The 21126-nt window shown below is 33.0% G+C and carries 15 protein-coding genes; 13 read left to right on the forward strand and 2 right to left on the reverse strand.

Annotation, left to right across the window (positions count from 1 at the left end):
* The first annotated feature begins 34 nt into the window (after positions 1–34).
* From BUB89_RS09370 to queA, 12 genes are all read left to right on the forward strand, one after another.
* Positions 35–1117 (forward strand): bifunctional 3-deoxy-7-phosphoheptulonate synthase/chorismate mutase type II, encoded by a 1083-nt coding sequence (locus BUB89_RS09370; protein WP_073244306.1) that lies wholly within the window; start codon positions 35–37, stop codon positions 1115–1117.
* A gap of 173 nt (positions 1118–1290) precedes the next feature.
* Positions 1291–2271 carry a ribosome small subunit-dependent GTPase A gene (gene rsgA, locus BUB89_RS09375; RefSeq protein WP_073244308.1) on the forward strand — a complete coding sequence of 327 codons (981 nt, stop codon included), beginning with the start codon at positions 1291–1293 and terminating at the stop codon, positions 2269–2271.
* Positions 2268–2720, forward strand: coding sequence for a D-aminoacyl-tRNA deacylase (gene dtd / locus BUB89_RS09380; RefSeq protein ID WP_073244310.1), 453 nt, complete (start codon positions 2268–2270; stop codon positions 2718–2720). The genes rsgA and dtd overlap by 4 nt, the downstream gene beginning before the upstream one ends.
* A 109-nt stretch (positions 2721–2829) precedes the next feature.
* Positions 2830–5256: an aminotransferase class I/II-fold pyridoxal phosphate-dependent enzyme gene (locus BUB89_RS09385; protein ID WP_073244312.1), complete on the forward strand. Its 2427-nt coding sequence runs from the start codon at positions 2830–2832 to the stop codon at positions 5254–5256.
* Positions 5257–5282: 26 nt separating this feature from the next.
* On the forward strand, positions 5283–5663 hold the full coding sequence (locus tag BUB89_RS09390) for a DUF7793 family protein (protein WP_073244314.1): 381 nt from the start codon (positions 5283–5285) through the stop codon (positions 5661–5663).
* Positions 5664–5987: 324 nt separating this feature from the next.
* Complete coding sequence (locus tag BUB89_RS09395) at positions 5988–7490, forward strand: ATP-binding protein (protein WP_073244316.1); 1503 nt, start codon at positions 5988–5990, stop codon at positions 7488–7490.
* 146 nt (positions 7491–7636) lie between these two features.
* The gene (locus BUB89_RS09400; protein WP_073244318.1) at positions 7637–9547 is read left to right on the forward strand and encodes a transglutaminase family protein; all 1911 of its coding nucleotides are present in this window, start codon (positions 7637–7639) and stop codon (positions 9545–9547) included.
* 5 nt (positions 9548–9552) lie between these two features.
* Positions 9553–11571: a DUF3857 domain-containing protein gene (locus BUB89_RS09405; RefSeq protein ID WP_073244320.1), complete on the forward strand. Its 2019-nt coding sequence runs from the start codon at positions 9553–9555 to the stop codon at positions 11569–11571.
* A 5-nt stretch (positions 11572–11576) separates the two neighbouring features.
* Positions 11577–13577, forward strand: coding sequence for a DUF3857 domain-containing protein (locus BUB89_RS09410; protein WP_073244322.1), 2001 nt, complete (start codon positions 11577–11579; stop codon positions 13575–13577).
* A gap of 5 nt (positions 13578–13582) precedes the next feature.
* The gene (locus BUB89_RS09415) at positions 13583–13909 is read left to right on the forward strand and encodes a nucleotide pyrophosphohydrolase (protein WP_073244323.1); all 327 of its coding nucleotides are present in this window, start codon (positions 13583–13585) and stop codon (positions 13907–13909) included.
* A gap of 120 nt (positions 13910–14029) precedes the next feature.
* Positions 14030–15259: a 3-phosphoshikimate 1-carboxyvinyltransferase gene (gene aroA / locus BUB89_RS09420; RefSeq protein ID WP_073244325.1), complete on the forward strand. Its 1230-nt coding sequence runs from the start codon at positions 14030–14032 to the stop codon at positions 15257–15259.
* Between the two features lie 172 nt (positions 15260–15431).
* On the forward strand, positions 15432–16481 hold the full coding sequence (gene queA / locus BUB89_RS09425; RefSeq protein ID WP_073244327.1) for a tRNA preQ1(34) S-adenosylmethionine ribosyltransferase-isomerase QueA: 1050 nt from the start codon (positions 15432–15434) through the stop codon (positions 16479–16481).
* Between the two features lie 197 nt (positions 16482–16678).
* Here the strand turns inward: queA and BUB89_RS09430 are convergent, their stop codons facing one another.
* Entirely contained in the window at positions 16679–17413 is a 735-nt protein-coding gene (locus tag BUB89_RS09430) for an SIMPL domain-containing protein (protein ID WP_073244329.1), read from the reverse strand.
* 145 nt (positions 17414–17558) lie between these two features.
* Between BUB89_RS09430 and kynU the strand changes: the two genes are divergently transcribed.
* Positions 17559–18836 carry a kynureninase gene (gene kynU, locus BUB89_RS09435; RefSeq protein WP_073244331.1) on the forward strand — a complete coding sequence of 426 codons (1278 nt, stop codon included), beginning with the start codon at positions 17559–17561 and terminating at the stop codon, positions 18834–18836.
* A 207-nt stretch (positions 18837–19043) separates the two neighbouring features.
* Here kynU and BUB89_RS09440 read toward each other — a convergent pair whose 3' ends face one another.
* Positions 19044–20861, reverse strand: coding sequence for a hypothetical protein (locus BUB89_RS09440; RefSeq protein WP_073244332.1), 1818 nt, complete (start codon positions 20859–20861; stop codon positions 19044–19046).
* Positions 20862–21126 lie beyond the last annotated feature (265 nt).

The raw sequence follows: 21126 nt of genomic DNA on the forward strand, positions 1-21126 counted from the left end.
CACAATAAAAAAAAGGAAATAAATAATTAAAAAGATGGAAAACAAGAAAGAAATGAGAAATTGGTTGGATGCTTTCAAATTGAATCATCCATTTGTGATAGCAGGACCTTGTAGTGCTGAAACAGAAGAGCAGGTTTTAAAAATTGCTCACGAATTGAAAAATTCTGATGTAAGCGTATTTAGAGCAGGAATTTGGAAGCCAAGAACTCGTCCGGGAGGATTTGAAGGAATTGGAGAAATAGGATTAAAATGGTTGAAAAAAGCTAAAGAAGAAACAGGATTGTTGATGGGAACTGAGGTTGCTACAGCGGCTCACTGTAAATTAGCTTTAGAATATGATATCGATGTATTATGGGTTGGAGCACGTACAACAGCTAATCCATTTGCTGTTCAGGAAATTGCTGATACATTAGCCGGAACTGATAAAATCGTTTTGGTTAAAAACCCAGTAAACCCGGATATGGCTTTGTGGTTAGGTGGTGTGGAGCGTTTACACATGGCTGGTATCAAAAATTTAGGAGTAATCCACAGAGGTTTTTCTACTTACGAGAAAACGAAATACAGAAATATTCCAGAGTGGCAAATTGCTATCGAATTGCAAAATAAATTCCCTGATTTACCATTAATCATAGATCCATCTCACATTACAGGAAACCGTAACATGATTCTTGAAGTAACTCAGGAAGCTTTAGATTTGAACTATGACGGTATGATTATCGAAACGCATATTGATCCGGATAATGCCTGGTCTGATGCTGCTCAACAAGTTACTCCGGATGCATTGAAACAAATCCTGAAAGACTTAAAAATTAGAAAAGTAAGCGGAGATACTCCTGATTTCGAAAACAAAATGGCTAAATTGAGAGCTAATATTGATGTTTTAGATGCTAATTTATTAGAGCTTTTAGGAAAAAGGATGAAAGTAGCTGACGAAATTGGTCAGGTGAAAAAAGAAAACAATGTAGCTGTATTGCAAAACAACCGTTGGAATGAAATTCAGGGTAAAATGATTGCAGAAGGTTCTAAAAAAGGATTGTCTGAAGAATTTATCACTAAATTGTTCAAATCAATTCACCAGGAAAGCATTGAACACCAGGAAAAAATTATCAACGGATAATTGAATTCAGATTTTAGATTTCGATAATTTAGAATTATATATAAGAAATCCCAGAACTTTATGTTTTGGGATTTTTTGTTTATTAGTATTCTAAAATAAAAAATCCTCCATAATTCCTTTATCTTTGCAAACATTCTAATCTAAAATCTGAATTCGGAAATCTAAAATTGCAAATGACAGGAATCGTTTATAAATCAACAGGAAGCTGGTACACCGTAAAATCCGACGAAGGGAATTTTGTGGACTGCAGAATAAAAGGAAAGTTTAGGATGAAAGGTATTAAAAGTACTAATCCTATTGCTGTGGGCGATCATGTGGATTTTGAATTAGAAGAGTCATCTGATGCGGTTACGGGAGTAATTAATACCATCCACGAAAGGAAGAATTATATTGTTCGAAAATCAGTGAATTTGTCACATCAAATGCACATTATTGCTGCTAATATTGATTGTGTCTTTTTGTTAATTACAGTAAATAATCCGCCAACGACTTTTAATTTTATTGACCGATTTTTAGTTACTGCCGAGGCGTACGGAATTGAAACTGTTTTGGTTTTTAATAAAATTGATACTTTAGATGATAATACGCTTGATGAACAGTTGTATATGCAATATGTGTATCAAAAAATCGGGTATAAATGTCTTCGCGTTTCTTCTACAGAAAAGAAAGGAGTGGAAGAATTAAGAGAATTGATGATGGATAAGGTAAGTATGTTTTCTGGGCACTCCGGAGTAGGGAAATCTACGTTGGTTAATGCATTAGAGCCAAGCTTAGACCTTAAGACAAAACAAATTTCTGAAGCCAGTAAACAAGGACAGCATACCACGACTTTTGCCGAAATGTATGATTTGTCTTTTGGTGCCCGCATAATTGATACTCCCGGTATCAAAGGATTCGGAATTGTAGATATGGAAAAAGAAGAGATTAGTAGTTACTTTCCTGAATTTTTTAAATTAAAAGATCAGTGTAAATTCAATAACTGTCTGCATAAAGAAGAACCTAAATGTGCTGTAAAAACCGCTTTGGAGAATGATGAAATAGCCTGGTCCAGATACAATAGCTATTTAAAAATATTGGAAGGAGATGACGAGCATTATCGTACCGATATTTACGATTACGATCGAAAACAAAGTGATGAATTGAGAGGTCAATGAGAGTTGTAATTCAAAGAGTCGCTGAAGCTTCTGTTACTATCGAAAATAAAATAGTAGCTTCAATAGAAAAAGGGTTGTTGGTTCTTGTAGGTATTGAAGATGCCGATACACAAGAAGATATTGATTGGTTAGTTGCTAAAATTGCTAAGCTTCGCATTTTTGGTGATGAAAACAATGTGATGAATTTATCTGTTCAGGATATCAATGGTGATATTATTGTGGTGAGTCAGTTTACACTTCATGCCGCTACCAAAAAAGGAAATCGTCCTTCTTATATTAAAGCATCTAAGCCTGAAATTGCTGTTCCTCTTTATGAAAACTTTGTTCGAAAATTAGAATCAGAAATAGGTAAAAAAGTACAAACCGGAGCGTTTGGTGCCGATATGAAAGTCAGTTTAATTAATGACGGTCCTGTTACCATAATTATGGATAGTAAAAGTAAGGAATAGCGTTTTTGTAGTATACTTTCCCATGTATTTTTTTATTCTGTTTTAATTGTTAAATTTGAGATTGCAACAAACTTAACAGCTGATTTTCTAACTTTAAAAACAATACATTTTGGCGAAAATTAATCATAATAATTATCTTGATATAGTGGATAGTGTGTGGTCTTCTGCCAAAGAAAAAGGGATTATGCACCTTAATTCTGAAGAACAAAATTTTAACGGAAAGAATTTCACAATTAACAACAAAGATTTAAAAAATTTTGGGACCTGTGGTTATTTGGGATTAGAAACACATCCGGATTTAATAGCCCAGTCTGTGGAGCTTACCAGGAAATTTGGTACGCAATTATCCATGTCCAGAGCATACATTCGTCCCACTTACATTCAGGAACTGGAAGAATTAATATCTCAAATATTTGATGGTAATAAAGTGATTTGTTATACGTCAACTTCAAATGCACATATTTCTGTAATTGCTACAATTATAAAACCTGATGATTTAATTATTCTCGATCAGCAAGTGCATTTTAGTGTACAGTTTCCCTCTAAAAATACTAAGTTACAAGGCACAGAAGTAAAAATGGTCAGACATTCTAATTATCAGATGTTAGAAGAAATGATTCGCGAAAATTACAATAAATACAACCGTATTTGGTATATGGCAGATGGTGTTTATTCGATGCATGGTGATTTACCTGATACCACTATTTTAAAAAAGTTACTGGATAAATATCCAAAATTGCATTTGTATTTTGATGATGCACACGGCATGAGTTGGGACGGAAAAAATGGAGCCGGATATATTTATAATCGATTGGGAGTTAGTAAACGTATTGTTTTGATTTCTACTCTGGCTAAAGGTTTTGGTTGTGTAGGCGGAACAGCTGTTTTTGGCGATGCCGAAATGTATCGAAGAACAGATATCTTTGGCGGGCCATTAAGTTATTCGCATCCATTATCTCCGGCTAATGTAGGAGCAGCAATTGCTTCTGCAAAAATTCATCTCTCAGCAGATATTTATAGTTATCAGTCCGAATTAAAAGAACTGATGGATTATATGAATTTAAGATTAGAAGAAAAAAATCTCACGAATATTTCATCTCCTGATTCTCCTATTTATTTTATAGGAAGTGGCTTGAATAAAGTAACCCGAAATTTTGTTCATCGCGTTTTGCAGGAAGGAATTTATGTAAATACAGCTACGTTTCCCGTTGTTCCTAATGATAAATCCGGATTGCGATTTACTTTAACCCGTCATAATACAAAAGTAGATATTGACTTGTTGACAGATGTCCTGGCGTATCATTTGCCTAAGGCTATTGAGGAAGAAGGGGATAATGTGCAAAGAGTTTATGAAGAATTTGGAATCCATTTGGAAAAAAAAGAAAATAATTCATCAATTAAACACATAAATAACCCGAACTTAGTTGTTGAAGAATACAATAGTATACAGGATATAAGTAGCATAGATTGGGATCGTATGTTTCAGGACAGAGGAAACATAAGTCATTCAGGAATGCAGGCCATGGAAGAAATTTTTTCCAATAATGAGAAACCAGAAGAGAATTGGAGTTTTCATTATATTATAGTCAAAGATAAGGCAGGCAAAATAGTATTAGCTACATTTTTTACCGGAGCAATTTATAAAGACGATATAGTTGCTCAGGAAAATGTTTCCAAACAAATAGAAGAGGTACGAAAAAATGATCGTTATTATTTATGTTCAAAAACATTAGCGATGGGGTCTTTGTTTTGTGAAGGTGATTTTGTTTATTTGGACGTTGAACACGCAGAATGGAGAAATGCAGTAAAGCATTTATTTGGTTTTGTTTCGAAAGTAAAAAAGGAAATCGAAGCGACAGCAGTTATTTTTAGAGATTTTGAGGAAGGAAATGTTTTAAACCAAATTCTGGAAGAAGAAGGATATGCAAAAATAAGAATGCCCAATACGAATATCATTAAAAATCCGAAATGGAACACTACTGACGATTTACTGGCTTTAATAAAATCAAAGAAAAAACGGGATAATATTAAGCAATATGCCATCAGGCATCTGGATAAGTTTGATGTAAAAATCAAGAACTACATTACAGATGAAGAGGCCAGCCGGTATTTTGATTTGTTTTCGAATGTTAAAAAAGCCAATTATTCATTTAATTTTTTTCAATATCCGGAAAAAATGGCCAGAGTTCTTTCTAAATATAAAGAATGGGAATTTGTTGAAATCAGCCTGAAAGAAAACAATCAGGTAGTTGCAGTTATCTTTGGTTATTCGGGTAGCAATCATTATTGTCCTTTAATCCTTGGGTTAGATTACAATTATATTAATACGCATCATATATACAAACAGGCGATGTTTCAAATGGTTAAAAGAGGAAATGAGTTAAATAAAAAAATAACTTATTTAGGACTAACAGCTGATTTTGAAAAGCAAAAATATTTAGCTTTGACAATTCCTCAATGGGCATATCTAAAAGTAGATGAAACCTATAATTTAGAATTGATAGAATCGTATTCAAACAACAGAAACCAACAATAAATTACAAAAAATAATACGTGTTAAATATGAAAGAAGTGGCAAATGATTTCGTTAAATTTTGGATAAAAGAAGGTATTCTTTATTCTAAATTTAAAAAGCCTGTGGTTATTGATATAGAAAAAATAAAAATCTTAATTGATTTGCGTCATGAAATATCAGCTGGTGAGAAACAATATTGGTGTTATAATTTTGATGGTGTGAAATCCTATGATAAAGAGGCACGTGATTATGCTGATATTCATGGGCAGGAATATTTACATGCCTGTGCAGTACTATTAAATTCTCATATTACCAAATTTACTCTCAATGCCTTTATGAAGTTAAAAAGACCTTTAATTCCTTTAAGAGGCTTTACTAAAAAAGAGAATGCAGTGAACTGGTTAAGAGAAATTAAGTACGAAATATAATAATTAAATAAATTATTAGTTTACCCCTAATGAAAAGTATGGCAGAAAATTACACTAAAAAGGATTAATGTTTAAAGAGATAGAGCCTGTTTTTATTTTTTCTAATAGTTAATAAGTTGTGAAAGCACTATTAAGATAACGATAGCCCAAAATAAAAACAGCTTAATCAGAATGATTATATTTAATTTAAAATTATTGCTGATTGTTCTTTTTTTTGAAAGACAATTACTATCTTTCGCCATGAATAAGTAAGATTTGTTTTCGGTTGTTTTTTAGAAAAAAATACGGGAGAACAAATATTTAATTAGGAATACAAAATATCAGATGTCTAAACTAGAGAAAATATTAGCCTTAGTGCGGTCTATAAATGAAGATGAGTTTCAGGAGCAACTCACTCATGGAAACACTCTGGATGATGTTTATGAGGAATTAGTGTTTTTGTCTGAAAAAATGACGTCCAAAAAAACAAGAACCGAGAGTATTATTGAACAAATGTCCAATTGTTATGCCGGAGATTTTTTTAATTATCTCCCCGTTTCTGATGCTAATGATGAGCTGGATGTTTTTTGTATGGGTTTTAACACCTATGTGGAAGAACTAAAAGATGTTATGGTTTCTAAAAAATTATTGGAAACTATAAATGAAAAATTAGTAAAAGAAAAAGATCGTTCGGAGCAACTGGCTTCAGCAAGAGATCAGTTTTTGTCTAATATGAGCCATGAAATCCGTACACCTCTTAACGGAATTCTGGGTTTTACAGATTTATTGTTAAATAATCCTTCTTTAACCTCTGAGCAAAAACAACAATTAGATTTCATCAAAATGTCAGGAGATATTTTGCTGGTAATTATCAATGATATTTTAGATTTAGCTAAAATTGAATCAGGCAAAATAACACTTACCAATAAACCTTTTAATTTATCCCAGCTAACCCGATTAATACAGGATACTTTTGCTATAAAAACACAGGATAAAGGTATTGATTTTCAGGTGTTAATTGATAGTAAAGTTCCCCCTGTTTTAATTGGAGATTCGGTTAGGGTTTCACAAATCTTATTTAATTTAGTAAGCAATTCAGTCAAGTTTACTCCTGCAAAAGGTAAAATTCGTTTAAAAATTAAATTGCTTGAAGAAGATGAGTCGCATCTTATAAAAATTATTGTTAAAGATTCCGGAATAGGAATTCCGCCGGATCAGTTACACGGTATTTTTAATCCTTACATTCAGGTGGATAATTCGGTTTCAGGAGTTGAAAACGGTACAGGTCTGGGGTTAACTATCGTTAAAAAGATAGTCGACATCATGAATGGTGATATTCAGGTAAAAAGTAAATTAAATGAAGGGACTAAATTTACCATAACCCTTCCTTTTCCTAAAGGTGATTATTATTTTGAAGCTTCGAAGGATTTAATAAAAAACGAAAAAAAGAAGCTAAGACCAGTCAGAAGCAGCAGAATTAAAATTTTGTTAGCCGAAGACAATCATGTAAATCAAGTATTGACCCAAAAAATAGTATCGGCTTTTAATATGGATTGTATGGTCGTTGCTAATGGTAAACTAGCTATTGAAGCTTTAATGAAAGAAGATTTTGATCTTATTCTAATGGACTTAATGATGCCGGAAATGAATGGTTATGAAGCTGCTTCGGCTATTAGAGCTTTGAAAAATCATACTAAAAAAAATATTCCCATTATAGCATTGTCAGCAGTAGTAACAGGCTTAGTTACTGAGACGTGCAAAGCCGTAGGGATTAACAGCTATATTGCTAAGCCATTTAATGCAGAAGAACTGCGTTATATGATAATGGAATTGCTTGAAAAAAGGTAATTTCAAACTTTAAAGAAACTACTGTTTTTCTTCTTTTTGAGGTTTCTAATTCTTACAACTTATTCTTGTTAAGAAAACTACCGATTTATTTGTGTTTTGTCTGATTTTTTTTATTTTTGATACTTGTCTCTATTCTCAAAATCAATATGAAAATCAAAAAAAGTCATTTTGTTGTAGTTTTTCTATTATTTTTATTTAAACTTCAGGCACAGACTAGTGAATATGCTGTATCACTTATTGCAGATAGTTTAAAAGAAAATGCAAATGCAGTAGTTCGATTGAATCAATTGGATATCATCATTTCTTCACAAAGAAGCATGACCATCAGGACTAAAAGAATTGTTACTGTTTTTGATGAAAGTGGTTTGTCGGCTATTGATGCTTCTGAAAATTACAACAAAACTACTTCGGTTAAGAATGCTGAAGCTAGGATAGTTAATGCTTTTGGTCATGAGATTAAAAAAATAAAAAAGAAAGATTTTAAAGATGTAAGTGCCATAAGCGGTAGCACTCTTTTTTCGGATGCGAGATATATTTATTTAGATTACACCCCTACGCAATATCCTTTTACTGTAATTTATGATAGTGAAGTAGAAACTTCAAATACGGCTTTTATACCTAACTGGATGCCTGTTAGGAATTTTCTTGTTGGGGTAGAGCTAAGTATTTTGAATGTTACTTATCCGGAAAATCTGGGTTTTAAAAGTAAAGAATTTAATTTTTCAGGATTTAATATTCAAAAAACAGCTGATACAAATACGCAGTTGAGTTATAAGGCAACTACAATTTTAGCACAAAAACAGGAACCTTATTGTGCTGCTTCAACTATTTTTCCAAAATTAATAATGAGTTTAGAAAACTTTCATCTGGAAGGAGAAGATGGAACAGCAAAATCCTGGAACGAATTTGGAAAATGGTATTACGATGAAATTCTGAAAGAAACCACTCAATTATCTCCTGAAACTATTAGTAAAGTCAAAGCGCTTACGGCAAATGAAACAGATCCTGTAAAGAAAGCAAAGCTGATATATGATTTTGTTCAGAAAAAATCAAGATATGTAAGTATCCAGGTAGGTATAGGAGGATGGAAACCGATGCTGGCTAATGATGTTGACCGACTGGGTTATGGTGACTGTAAAGCATTGACAAACTACACCAGAGCACTTTTGGAAGTAGTGGGTATCCCGTCTTACAATACAATTCTCTATGGTGATACTTATAAAAGAGATATTATTGCTGATTTTGTTTCGATGCAGGGAAATCACATGATTTTAGCAATACCTGATAAAGATAATTATATATGGCTGGAATGTACTAGTCAGGATGATCCTTTTGGGTATCAGGGAAAATTTACCGATGACAGAGCTGTATTAGTAGTAAAACCAACAGGCGGTGAAATAGTCAGAACTAAAATTTATGAAGACAAAGATAATTTGCAAGACAGCAAAGGAACTTACAGCATTGATGAGAAAGGCAATTTGTCCGGGAGTATAACTATTGCTTCACAAGGCTCTCAGTACAGCAATAAAGCCAGTTTAGAAAATAGTCAGCCCAATCAAAAAGAAATACATTACAAGGAATACTGGAGTAATATCAATAATTTAAAATTGGCTAACATCAATTTTTCTAATGATAAAGACAAAGTAGTTTTTGTAGAAAATGTTGGACTGAGTGCAGCCGGTTATGCTACTGTTTCAGGTTCTAAAATGATTTTTGCTATAAATGCTTACAATCAAAATACAACTGGTGTAAAGCGCATCAGAAATCGTAAAAATCCATTTGAAATCCAGCGTGGTTATGTTGATACAGATGAGGTAGAACTCCTTTTGCCACAGGGGTTTTCTATCGAATTTCTTCCGTCCAATTTTGAATTAAATGCTAAGTTTGGTGAGTATAAAACCGAGATTATAAAAAAAGATACCACCCATTTAGTCTATAAAAGAACTTTATATGTTCATAAAGGATTTTATTCTAATACCGAATACGATCAATACCGTCTTTTCATGGAACAGGTTTCCAGAAATGATAATGCTAAAATTATTTTAACCAAAATCTAAACCCAATGAAAAACAAGTTTTTTGTAACAACTGTTCTGTTCTTTTTGATCGTTTTTAGTTCTAAAGCGCAGGACTTCCGATTGGGGAAAGTTTCTGTTGAAGAATTAAAAGAAAAAGTACATCCTAAAGATTCTTCGGCAGTTGCAGCGATTCTTTTTGAGAAAGCACAGAATAAATTTGTTTACACTCAGGAGAAAGGTTTTGAAATAGAATTAGTGGTCAGAACCAGAATAAAAATCTATAAAAAAGAAGGTTATGATTGGGCTAATAAGGAAGTTCGCTATTATTTGGAAAGTAATTTAAAAGAAAAGGTTCTGTTTTCAGAAGCAGTAACCTATAATTTAGTAGATGGTAAAATAGAAAAAACAAAACTCAAAAGTGATGGAGAATTTGATGAGGTAATAAATAAGTATTGGGGGCAAAAAAAAATAACCATGCCTAATGTTAAAGAAGGTTCTATAATTGAATATGAATATACTTTGCATTCCCCTAATATAGGAAGTCCTAAAGATTGGTATTTTCAATCTGATATTCCGGTAAATCATTCAGAATATATTAATTGTGTTCCTGAATATTTTGTTTTCAATACCAATGTAAAAGGATTTATAAGACCTGAAATAAAAATTGAAAAACTCAATAAATCCATAAAAATTGATTCTAAAGAGCGGGTTGTAAATAGAATGGGAGTTACAAATACCAATTATAGCAGTGAGGATATCGCTTATGTAGAAACCAGAACGACTTATCTGGCTGAAAATATGCCCGCAATAAAGGAGGAGGAATTTGTTAATAATGTTAGAAATTACACCACTAGTTTAGAGCAGGAATTATCAATGACCAACTATCCTAATTCGATGCCCAAGACCTATTCTACAGATTGGGCTGCTGTAGTAAGAACAATATATGAATATGAAGATTTTGGTCCGGAATTAAACAAAACGGGGTATTTTGAAGATGATTTAAAAGTGGTGCTCACGGGCTTAAATACGCAACAGCAAAAGATTGATGCCATACTGAAATTTGTAAAATCAGCTGTGAAATGGAACGAGTATTATGGCTATTCCTGCAATGACGGAGTAAGAAAAGCTTATAAAGATAAAACAGGAAATATAGCCGAAATTAATTTAATGCTTACTGCAATGCTTCGTTATGCAGGCTTAAATGCAAATCCCGTTTTAGTGAGTACACGATCTAATGGAATTTCATTTTTCCCTAACAGAACCGCTTTTAATTATGTTATTGCAGCAGTTGAAAATGGAGATGATATGGTTTTGTTAGATGGATCTGATATTTATTCGGAACCTGATGTATTGCCTTTTAGAGCTTTAAACTGGCTAGGAAGACTGATTCGAAAAGACGGTACTTCTGCTGCAGTGGATTTAATGCCTAAAAAACCATCTCTGGAACTTAATTCCATGAATTATTCCATTAATGATAAAGGAGAGGTTTCAGGAAAATTAAGAAGTCAAAAAACTACACATAATGCCATGATCTTTAGAGACGAAATGAAAGGTTTTAAAGAAGACGTTTACCTTGAAAAATTAGAGAACAGTAACAATAAAATCGAGATAAATGAATATTCTTTGCAAAACGAAAAAGAAATTAATTTGCCGGTAATCGAGACTTATTCTTTTGTGGGTAATAATTTAAGCGAGAGCATAGGAGGCAAAATTTATATTAATCCATTGTTGTTTCTTACCCGAAAGCAAAATCCGTTTAAACAGGAAAACAGAGAATACCCGGTAGATTACGGCTTTCCTTTTCAGGATAAATATGCTGTAAATATCCAAATCCCTGATGGCTATCAAGTAGAAAATTTGCCTCAGCCAATGACTTTAACAATGAACGGTAATGTAGGTGTTTTTAGATATTTAACAAAGTTGGTAGGAAATATAGTTCAGGTTTCAGTTTCAAATCAAATTAATTCTTCTACTGTTCTTTCGGAAGATTATGCTGCTCTAAAATCATATTATCAAAAAATGATTGAAAAACAGAATGAGAAAATTATTATAACTAAAATATAACCCCAATGAAAAACAAGTTTTTTGTAACAACTGTTCTGTTCTTTTTGATCGTTTTTAGTTCTAAAGCGCAGGACTTCCGATTGGGGAAAGTTTCTGTTGAAGAATTAAAAGAAAAAGTACATCCTAAAGATTCTTCGGCAGTTGCAGCTATACTGTTTAAAAAAGGGCGAACTTATTTTAGTTATGATATCAAAAAAGGTTTTTATGCTAATCATGAAATCCAAATCAGAATTAAAATTTATAAAAAAGAAGGTTTAGATTGGGCTAATTTTGAAATACCTTATTATGTGGGATACCAGAATATTAATGATGAAATGGTGCGTTTTTCTGATGGAGTCACCTATAATCTTGAAAATGGAGCTATTGTAAAAACTAAGTTAAATAGTGAAGGTACATTTAAAGATAATGTAAATGAAAATTGGAAGAAAGCCACCATAACGATGCCTAATGTAAAAACAGGTGCTGTCATAGAACTTAAATATACCGTTATATCTGAGAATCTGACTAAATTTCCTGCATTTCAAATTCAATATCCCATTCCATCAAATCATGTAGAATATTGTAGTGAAATCCCGGAATATTTTATCTACAAACAATTGCTTACAGGCTATGTTAAAGTAGCATCAGATTCTAAGTTAGAGCACACTTCTCAAACGTATGATAATGAACACAGACAAACATCGTCAATTAGCTATAAACAAATAAAATCTACATTTGTTGTGGATGATGTGCCTGCGTTGATCAAAGAAAATTATGTTGATAATATAAATAATTACAAATCCTCACTGCAATATGAGTTAGAAACAACAAGATTTCCTAATCAGCCCGTTAAAGATTATTCGCAAACATGGGATGGCGTTGCAAAAACTATTTATGCAGATAAGTCTTTTGGTAAAGAATTGCAAGACCGATTGTATCTCATAGAAGATTTAAAGAAGCTTATTAATAATCCGGCTCAGACTCTGTCCGACTTAGATAAGATGAATCTTGTTTTTAAGTTCATTCAAAGCAAAATGAACTGGAATGGCGAGTATGGATATTATACCGATAAAGGAGTGAAACAAGCTTATCTGGACAGAACCGGAAATATTGCCGAAATCAATTTTAATTTAATGAATATGCTCAATTTGGCAGGTATTACAGCTAATCCTGTTCTGGTGAGTACTGTAGAACATGGAGTTCCTGTTTTTCCAAACAGAACTGTTTTTAATTATGTTGTTGCTGCGGTTGAAATTAATGGAGAAAAAATTTTGCTGGATGCAGCTAATAAGTATACTACAAACAATATTTTACCCTTATATGCATTAAACTGGAACGGCAGACTTATCCGTCAGGATGAAACTTCTGAGGAAATTAAACTTATACCTGATAAACCATCCAGAGAATATTATAATTTGCTGGTTTCTATTGCTGATGACGGAGGGATATCCGGAAAATATTTAGTGCAAAAAACAGATTATGAAGCACTTGTTTTCAGAGAAAATGAAGCAAATGTAAAAAATGATAATTATCTTGAGCAGAAAGAAAATGAGTTTAATGGCATTAGTATAACTGATTATAGTGTTGAAAATAAGAATACGGATTTATCAAAAGCTGTTGTTGAAAAATTTACTTTTGCAAGCAATAATCATTGTGAAATTATAGGAGGTAAAATGTATATTAATCCAATGTTGTTTTTTACAATGAATAAAAATCCTTTTGTTCAGGAAAAAAGAAAAATGCCGGTGTATTTTGGATATCCGCGACAAGAAAAATACAATTTGAATTTTAAAATTCCTGAAGGTTATCAGGTGGAGTCTATTCCTAAACAAGTTAAGTTGGCAACTGAAGATAAATCTTTACTTTTTTCAGTCAATAGTGTAGTAAATGGGGATAACATCCAGATAGTAGTTTCAAAAGAAATAAATATCGGAATTGCTGCTGCAGATCTTTATGAAGGACTAAAAGATTTCTATCAAAAAATGATTGAAATGCAACATGAAAAAATAGTGCTTAAAAAAATATAATAATAATGAATATAAAAAACGCCCAATTAGACGTAGATACCTGGATAAAAGAACACGGTGTACGCTATTTTAATGAATTGACTAATATGGCTCAGCTTACCGAAGAAGTAGGTGAGGTTGCCCGGATTATTGCCCGCCGTTACGGAGAGCAATCAGAGAAAGAATCCGATAAGAATAAAGACTTAGGTGAAGAACTGGCCGATGTGGTTTTTGTAGTATTGTGTTTAGCTAACCAAACCGGAATTGATTTACAGGCTGCTTTTGATAAAAAAATGGATTTGAAGTCCGTTCGGGATAAAGACCGTCACAAAAACAACGAAAAATTGAAATAAATATCAGTTGCGAATTATGAATTGTGAGGGAGGAGTGCTAAATTGCGCCCTCAAATTATTCAAGTTAAATTTTTCTGTGCAATAGCTGATAATTTGCAGTTCATAACTAATATTTAAAAAATGAATTTACTTCTACAAGCAACTAATAACAACCTAAGTGCTCAAATAGCAGTTACAGGATCTAAAAGCGAAACGAACAGATTATTATTATTGCAGGCTTTATTTCCTAGTATAACATTGTCAAACACTTCTAACTCAGATGATAGCGAAGTAATGCAAATGGCATTGAGCGGAAACGAAGAAGTAGTAGATATTCATCATGCCGGAACAGCAATGCGTTTTCTTACTGCTTATTTTGCTGTAAAAGAAGGACGCGAAGTGGTGTTAACAGGTTCCAGCCGTATGCAGGAACGTCCTGTGAAAATTCTGGTGGAAGCTTTACGTCAGTTAGGAGCTGATATTTCTTTCTTAAAAGAAGAAGGCTATCCGCCTATAAAAATTAAAGGACAAAAAATTACAAATAATAAAGTAACCATGGCTGCTAATGTAAGTAGTCAGTATATTTCGGCTTTATTGCTTGTTGCTCCTAAATTAGAAAACGGAATCGAATTGACATTAGAAGGAGAAATTACTTCTATCCCTTATATCAAAATGACGCTGGCTTTGTTGAATGATCTGGATATTCAAACCAGTTTTGAAGGCAATGTAATTAAAGTACATCCGCAACAAACAGTGGCACCTAAGTTAATGACTGTAGAGTCTGACTGGAGTTCGGCTTCTTACTTTTTTAGTTTAGCAGCCTTGTCTGATAAAGCGAGTATTTCATTAAGCAGTTACAAACAATCCAGTTTGCAGGGAGATTCCGCTTTAGTTTCTATTTATAAAGAAATGGGTGTCGAATCTCAGTTTAGTGATAATACCATTACTTTAACTAAAATTAAAAAATTTCAGCATCAGGATGTTACTTTTGATTTAAATCATACACCGGATATTGCACAAACCATTGTGGTTACCTGTCTTGGTTTAGGAATAGGTTGTCATCTTACAGGGTTACACACGTTGAAAATTAAAGAAACAGACAGATTAGAAGCTTTGCGAATTGAATTAAGTAAATTAGGAGCTAATATTTCTGTTACGAATGACAGCCTGACTCTTGTGGCTACTTCAGAAATTAATTCGAATATAAAAATAGGAACTTATAATGATCACCGTATGGCAATGGCTTTTGCTCCATTAGCATTAAAAGTACCTATAATTATCGAAAATGCCGATGTAGTTTCTAAATCATATCCTGATTTTTGGGATGATATGGAAAAATTAGGCTATAAAGTTTCGGATTTAGTAGGGTAAGATTCTTGTCAGATGCCTAAAGTGTTGGTTATTTGAGGTTTTGTTGTTTTAATTTTAAATTAAACAGCAAAACACTTGACAACGCCTATCTCACAATCGTATATTTGCAACCGATTATAATACTAAGAATCAAAACTTAGGTATTATAGCGTATAACTTATAACTTTTTAGAATGAAATTATCACATTTTCAATTTGATTTACCTAAAGAACTTCTTGCTGAATTTCCAGCAGAGAACAGAGATGAAGCTCGTTTAATGGTTATTGATCGTAAAAAACAAACTATCGAACACAAAATGTTCAAAGATGTTATCGATTATTTTGACGATGGAGATGTAATGATTTTGAATAATACCAAAGTTTTTCCTGCCCGTTTATACGGAAATAAAGAAAAAACCGGAGCAAGAATCGAAGTGTTTTTGTTGAGAGAATTAAATGCTGAGCAACGTCTTTGGGATGTTCTTGTAGATCCGGCTCGTAAAATCAGAATCGGGAATAAATTGTATTTTGGTGATGACGATTCGTTAGTTGCTGAGGTGATTGATAATACCACTTCCCGTGGTAGAACATTGCGTTTTCTTTACGATGGTTCTTACGAAGAATTTAGAAATAAATTGACGGAACTTGGAGAAACTCCAATTCCTAAATACATCAATAGAGAAGTAACTCCGGAAGATGCGGAACGTTACCAGACTATTTATGCTAAAGAAGAAGGAGCTGTTGCAGCGCCAACTGCTGGATTGCATTTTTCTAAACACCTGTTAAAACGTTTGGAAATTAAAGGAGTAAAATTTGCTGAGGTTACACTTCACGTAGGTTTAGGGACTTTTAATCCGGTTGAAGTAGAAGATTTGTCTAAACATAAAATGGATTCTGAGGAATTGAAAATTACTCAGGAAGCCTGTGATATTGTGAATGAAGCTAAGGGAAAAAGAAAGCGTGTATGTGCTGTAGGAACTACATCAATGCGTGCTATCGAAAGTTCTGTTTCTTCACAAAATACCTTAAATCCTTTTGAAGGATGGACTAATAAATTCATCTTTCCTCCGCATGATTTTAGTGTAGCAACTTGTATGATTACCAATTTCCATACACCAAAATCAACATTATTAATGATGATTTCAGCATTTTGCGGACATGATTTAATGAAAAAAGCTTATGAAGAAGCAATTAAAGAAAAATATAAATTCTATTCTTACGGTGATGCAATGTTAATCATCTAATCACAACAAAGGGTTAATTCACTAAAAAAACTCGTCAGTAATGGCGAGTTTTTTTATTTTATGGCATGACCTCTTTAAAAAAGCAACGTGCCTTATGTTTTTTAACGAGGTCGGGCTATCCGTTGCAATCTTTATGTTTTTAAAGAAAAAACATAAAGGATTTCCACTACTATCCCTCATGCAAAAATGCAGAAAGATCAATCTACCTGATACACTAATTTTACAGTAATAGTTGCTGTTTTGTTCTTAGATTGAGTATTAAATGAACCGCCATACGAATAATCTTCTGATGAATTTTGTCCAATAATCTGAAAAACTCCCATATCTGATTTTTTTAAGTTTCCTAAATCAGCATCTGCATTTTCAGCAATGCTTTTAGCTCTTGTGCTGGCATCTTTTGTCGCTTCGGCAATCATTTTTATCTTTAATTCCGCCAGTTTGGTGTAATAATATTCAGGTGCATTCGAGTAAAATTCGATACCTGAATTAATTAATTCGCTGGATTGTCTCGATACATCTTCAATTTTGTTGACTTCTTTAGATTGAATAGTGACACTTTGAGTTAAGGTGAATCCGCTAAAAAGAGTTTGTCTTACCGTTCCGTTTTCATTATAAGTAGTCTCATAATCTTTATTGAAATTTACAGCCGAAAAAACAATTTCATTGGCTGCAACCCCTTTGCCGGATAAGTAACTTTTAATTTTTTCTCTGTCGGAATCTAATGAGGCATAAGCTTCTTTTAGTGTGGGACTTTTTCTGGAAAAAGAACCGCTCCACACAATTAAATCCGAAACAAAATCAGTTTTCCCCAAACCGGTTACACTTATCGTATCCGTGTTTTTATTCCGATTCTGAAAAGCATTCGAAAATAAATAGGCTGATGTTACCATTGCAATAGCAATAATGATCACATTGATGTTGTTTTTAAGCATAGCACAATAGTTTAGATTCAATCAAATATAAGAAATTATGATTTTAAAGTGTACTATTTAACTGCAATTTTTCTTTTCGGGGAATTCTTTATGAGTTAGTTTTTTCTTTTTTAATTACTTTTACAAAACAAATGCAAACTACATTATGATTTTCGAAAACACCAGAGCTTTTGCCCAACAATTGGATTCGCAGGATACTTTACATCACTATAGAAACGAATTTTATTTCCCTAAAGTAAATGATAAAGACGTCATTTATTTCACTGGAAATTCCTTAGGATTACAGCCCAAACGAACCAAAGCTTATATTGACGAAATCATGAATGACTGGGCAAATCTTGCGGTTGAAGGTCATTTTTATGCCGAAAAACCCTGGTGGGATTATCAGGAACGTTTTGCAGAACCATTGAGTAAAATTGTAGGTGCAAAACCGCTTGAGATTACGGTAATGAATACGCTTACGGTAAACCTTCATTTATTGATGGTTTCTTTTTACCGACCCACAAAATCCAGATTCAAAATAATTTGCGAAGAAAAAGCCTTTCCTTCGGACCAATATATGTTTCAAAGCCAAGTCGATTTTCATGGTCTAAAACCCGAAGAAGTAATCGTTGAAGTAAAACGCCGTGAAGGCGAACATAATATTCGAACAGAAGATGTTATTGCCAAAATTAACGAAGTAGGAGATGAATTAGCATTAGTTTTAATTGGCGGTGTAAATTATTACACCGGACAGGTTTTTGACATGAAGACCATTACTGCTGCCGGACACAAAGTTGGTGCTTATGTAGGTTGGGATTTAGCGCATGCAGCAGGAAATGTTAAATTAGAATTGCACGATTGGAATGTAGATTTTGCTGCCTGGTGCAGCTATAAATATATGAACTCGGGACCTGGAAATGCTTCCGGTTGTTTTGTGCATGAAAAACATCATAACAATCCGGAGTTACCTCGATTTGCCGGATGGTGGGGACACAACAAGGAACGCCGTTTTAAAATGGAACCAGATTTTGACCCGATTCAAGGTGCTGATGGCTGGCAAATTAGTAATTTACCGGTTTTATCTTTGGCTCCTTATCTGGCTTCGGTAGAAATGTTTGCCGAAATAGGAATGGATGCTTTGATAGGAAAGAGAGATAAAATCACCTCTTATTTAGAATTTATTTTGAACGAAATTGATAAGGAAGTCGATAGCAGTTTCGAAATTATTACTCCTTCAAATCCAGCTGAAAGAGCCAGTCAATTATCGGTTTTTCTTCATGGAGAAGGTCGTAGTTTATTCGATTATTTAATGAAAAACGGCGTAATTACCGATTGGCGAGAGCCTAATGTAATTCGTCTGGCTCCGGTTCCTTTATACTGTTCTTTTGAAGATATGTACCATTTTGGACAAATATTAAAAAAAGGAATTTTAGAAAAATAAATAAAATTTAGCCACAAATTCACGAATGAATACGAATTTACTTTATTGGTCTAGAAATAGTTACCGTAAATTCGCAAATTATTTTTTATCAAGTTTTTAATTTGCGAATTTGCGGTTTTTGTATGTTTTAACCGTACAGATTTGTGTAATTGCTAAAGATATAAAAATTAATCTTTTATTCGTGAATTCGTGGCTATACCTTTTAGGTTAAGCTATTTCTAACTTAGGGATTTCTATAGCTTGTAATTCCTTTTTATAGTATTCGAATTGATTAATTACTTCATTTTTAACACTTTCAAAATCAGGAATACATTCGAATAAATTTTGATAATATGCAATTCCTTCTAAAAGATTGCTTTTAAAAGAGGTTAGTTTTTTAGTTTTGGCGTTATTTATTTCGCTGCCAATGTTCTGAATATCATTTTTCAAATAGTCAATATACATTTTTAGTTCTTTTGCAAAAAAATGAGGACGATTCCTGTTTCTTAAAATTGTTGTGTTGCCATAAATATGCTGAAGCATTTTAGAAAGTGAAACTTCCTGATCAAAATAAGCCATATTAGGTCCCGGACAAATCACGACTCCCTGATCCTGACCTTTAATTTTTATGTTGTTTTCAAGATAAGAAGCATTAGCTAAACCCACACAAAGGCATGATTTTTCGGTAATATTTTGTTTTGCTTTTTCATAATGGGCTATCGAAAGAATATTTTTAGTAGCTTCTAATTCTTCCAGTTTTCCATCTTGGTATTTCTTCGATGCGGTACAAATTCCATTGCCTTGAGTATCTTTGTTTAGTGCTAAGAATTTTTTAGGACACGAACTTCCGGCTTTGCTTTCCTGAATGCGTTTTTGTTTGATAATTTCGTTTGTAGTGCCTCTTAAAGTATTGAACGGAACTCCCAAAGGAGAAATATGACTTAAATACAAATCGTCTTCTTTTGCATTAATTAGCAATTCACGAGTAGCTTGGTCTACCGAAGTTGCCTCAGGTACTAATAAAAAAGGAGTTCCCCAACCTACAGAATCAGCTTGGTAGTAATTTAATAAAAATTCGTGTTCTTCCGAAGTTCCTACTCCGCCCTGAACGGTGATTTTTAAATCTAAAGGTTGTTCCGGTATTAATTTGCCCTTTTGTTCTAAAGCTTTTACCATCAATTCATGAGCGGATTGCACGAGTTGTTCTTTTTTTTCTCTGAATTCTTCCATAATTGGACCTAATAAAAGACCTTCGGTAGCAAAGGCATGTCCGCCACAATTCAGTCCCGATTCGATTCGGTATTCCGAAACCCATAGTCCTTTTTTGGCTAAAAAATTTCCCTGAATCATTGCCGATCGAAAGTCGCTCACTTTTAAAGTGATTTTTTTTTGTAAATTGTTGTTCTCATCAGGAAAAAATACCTCAAAGTCTTCAAAATAGCTAAATAATCGGGGATTCATTCCTGCCGAAAGTACAATAGAAGAATTTACTGTGCTATTAGCAAAACCTCGAAGAGCAGCATGAGCATCGTTAAAAATAACAGGTAATTGTTCGTTATTTTTAAAATTATCTTTGTCTAATTTGGTCATGATATTCACATCAATGGCTCCGGCTGATAAATGTTTTTCAACATAATTTTTGATGTTTTCTTTCCAATGAAATCCTTCGTCAAGGAGCGATTGTAGCCCTTTTTTAATTTCGGATTTATTGGGTAACATCGCAATATAATTTTCTAAGGATTCTTTGCTTTCGACCAATTCAGTTTTGAAGTTTTCAAATTTTTCTTTTACAATTTTGTCCACTAAATTCAAATAAGAAGTGATGCGTTTAGCTCTGTAATCAGATACTTTTTGAGATATTTCCTGATACGGAAGGTTGAATTTTTGATGATAAAAAGCATTCATTTTTTCAATCAATTCGTCATCGGCAATAGAAATCACCGAAGAAATTCCATAATGTGCCACTCGGATAGGGCTGTCTATGGTATATGCTAATCCCATAACCGGAATATGGAAATTATGTAAAGGTTTTGAGTTCTTTGTCATGTTCGTACATTCATTATAATTAATGCAAAGTTTGGAAAAAGCATTGGCTTAAAAACTGATAAATATCATATCGGTTTTTGAGATGCAAACTTATCTTTGAAAATTTAATGAGTCTGAACAAAATAGATAGTGAAATTTAGAGTTACAGTGTTTGTAATTATCGTGGCGTAATAAAATATGTCGGAATTTCAAGTAAAAACTGAGGCGGTTGGGCGTTGTTCACATAATAAATCAGTAATTTTGCCTAACTTTTTATAAAACAACA

Source organism: Flavobacterium flevense (assembly GCF_900142775.1).
Lineage (GTDB): Bacteria > Bacteroidota > Bacteroidia > Flavobacteriales > Flavobacteriaceae > Flavobacterium > Flavobacterium flevense.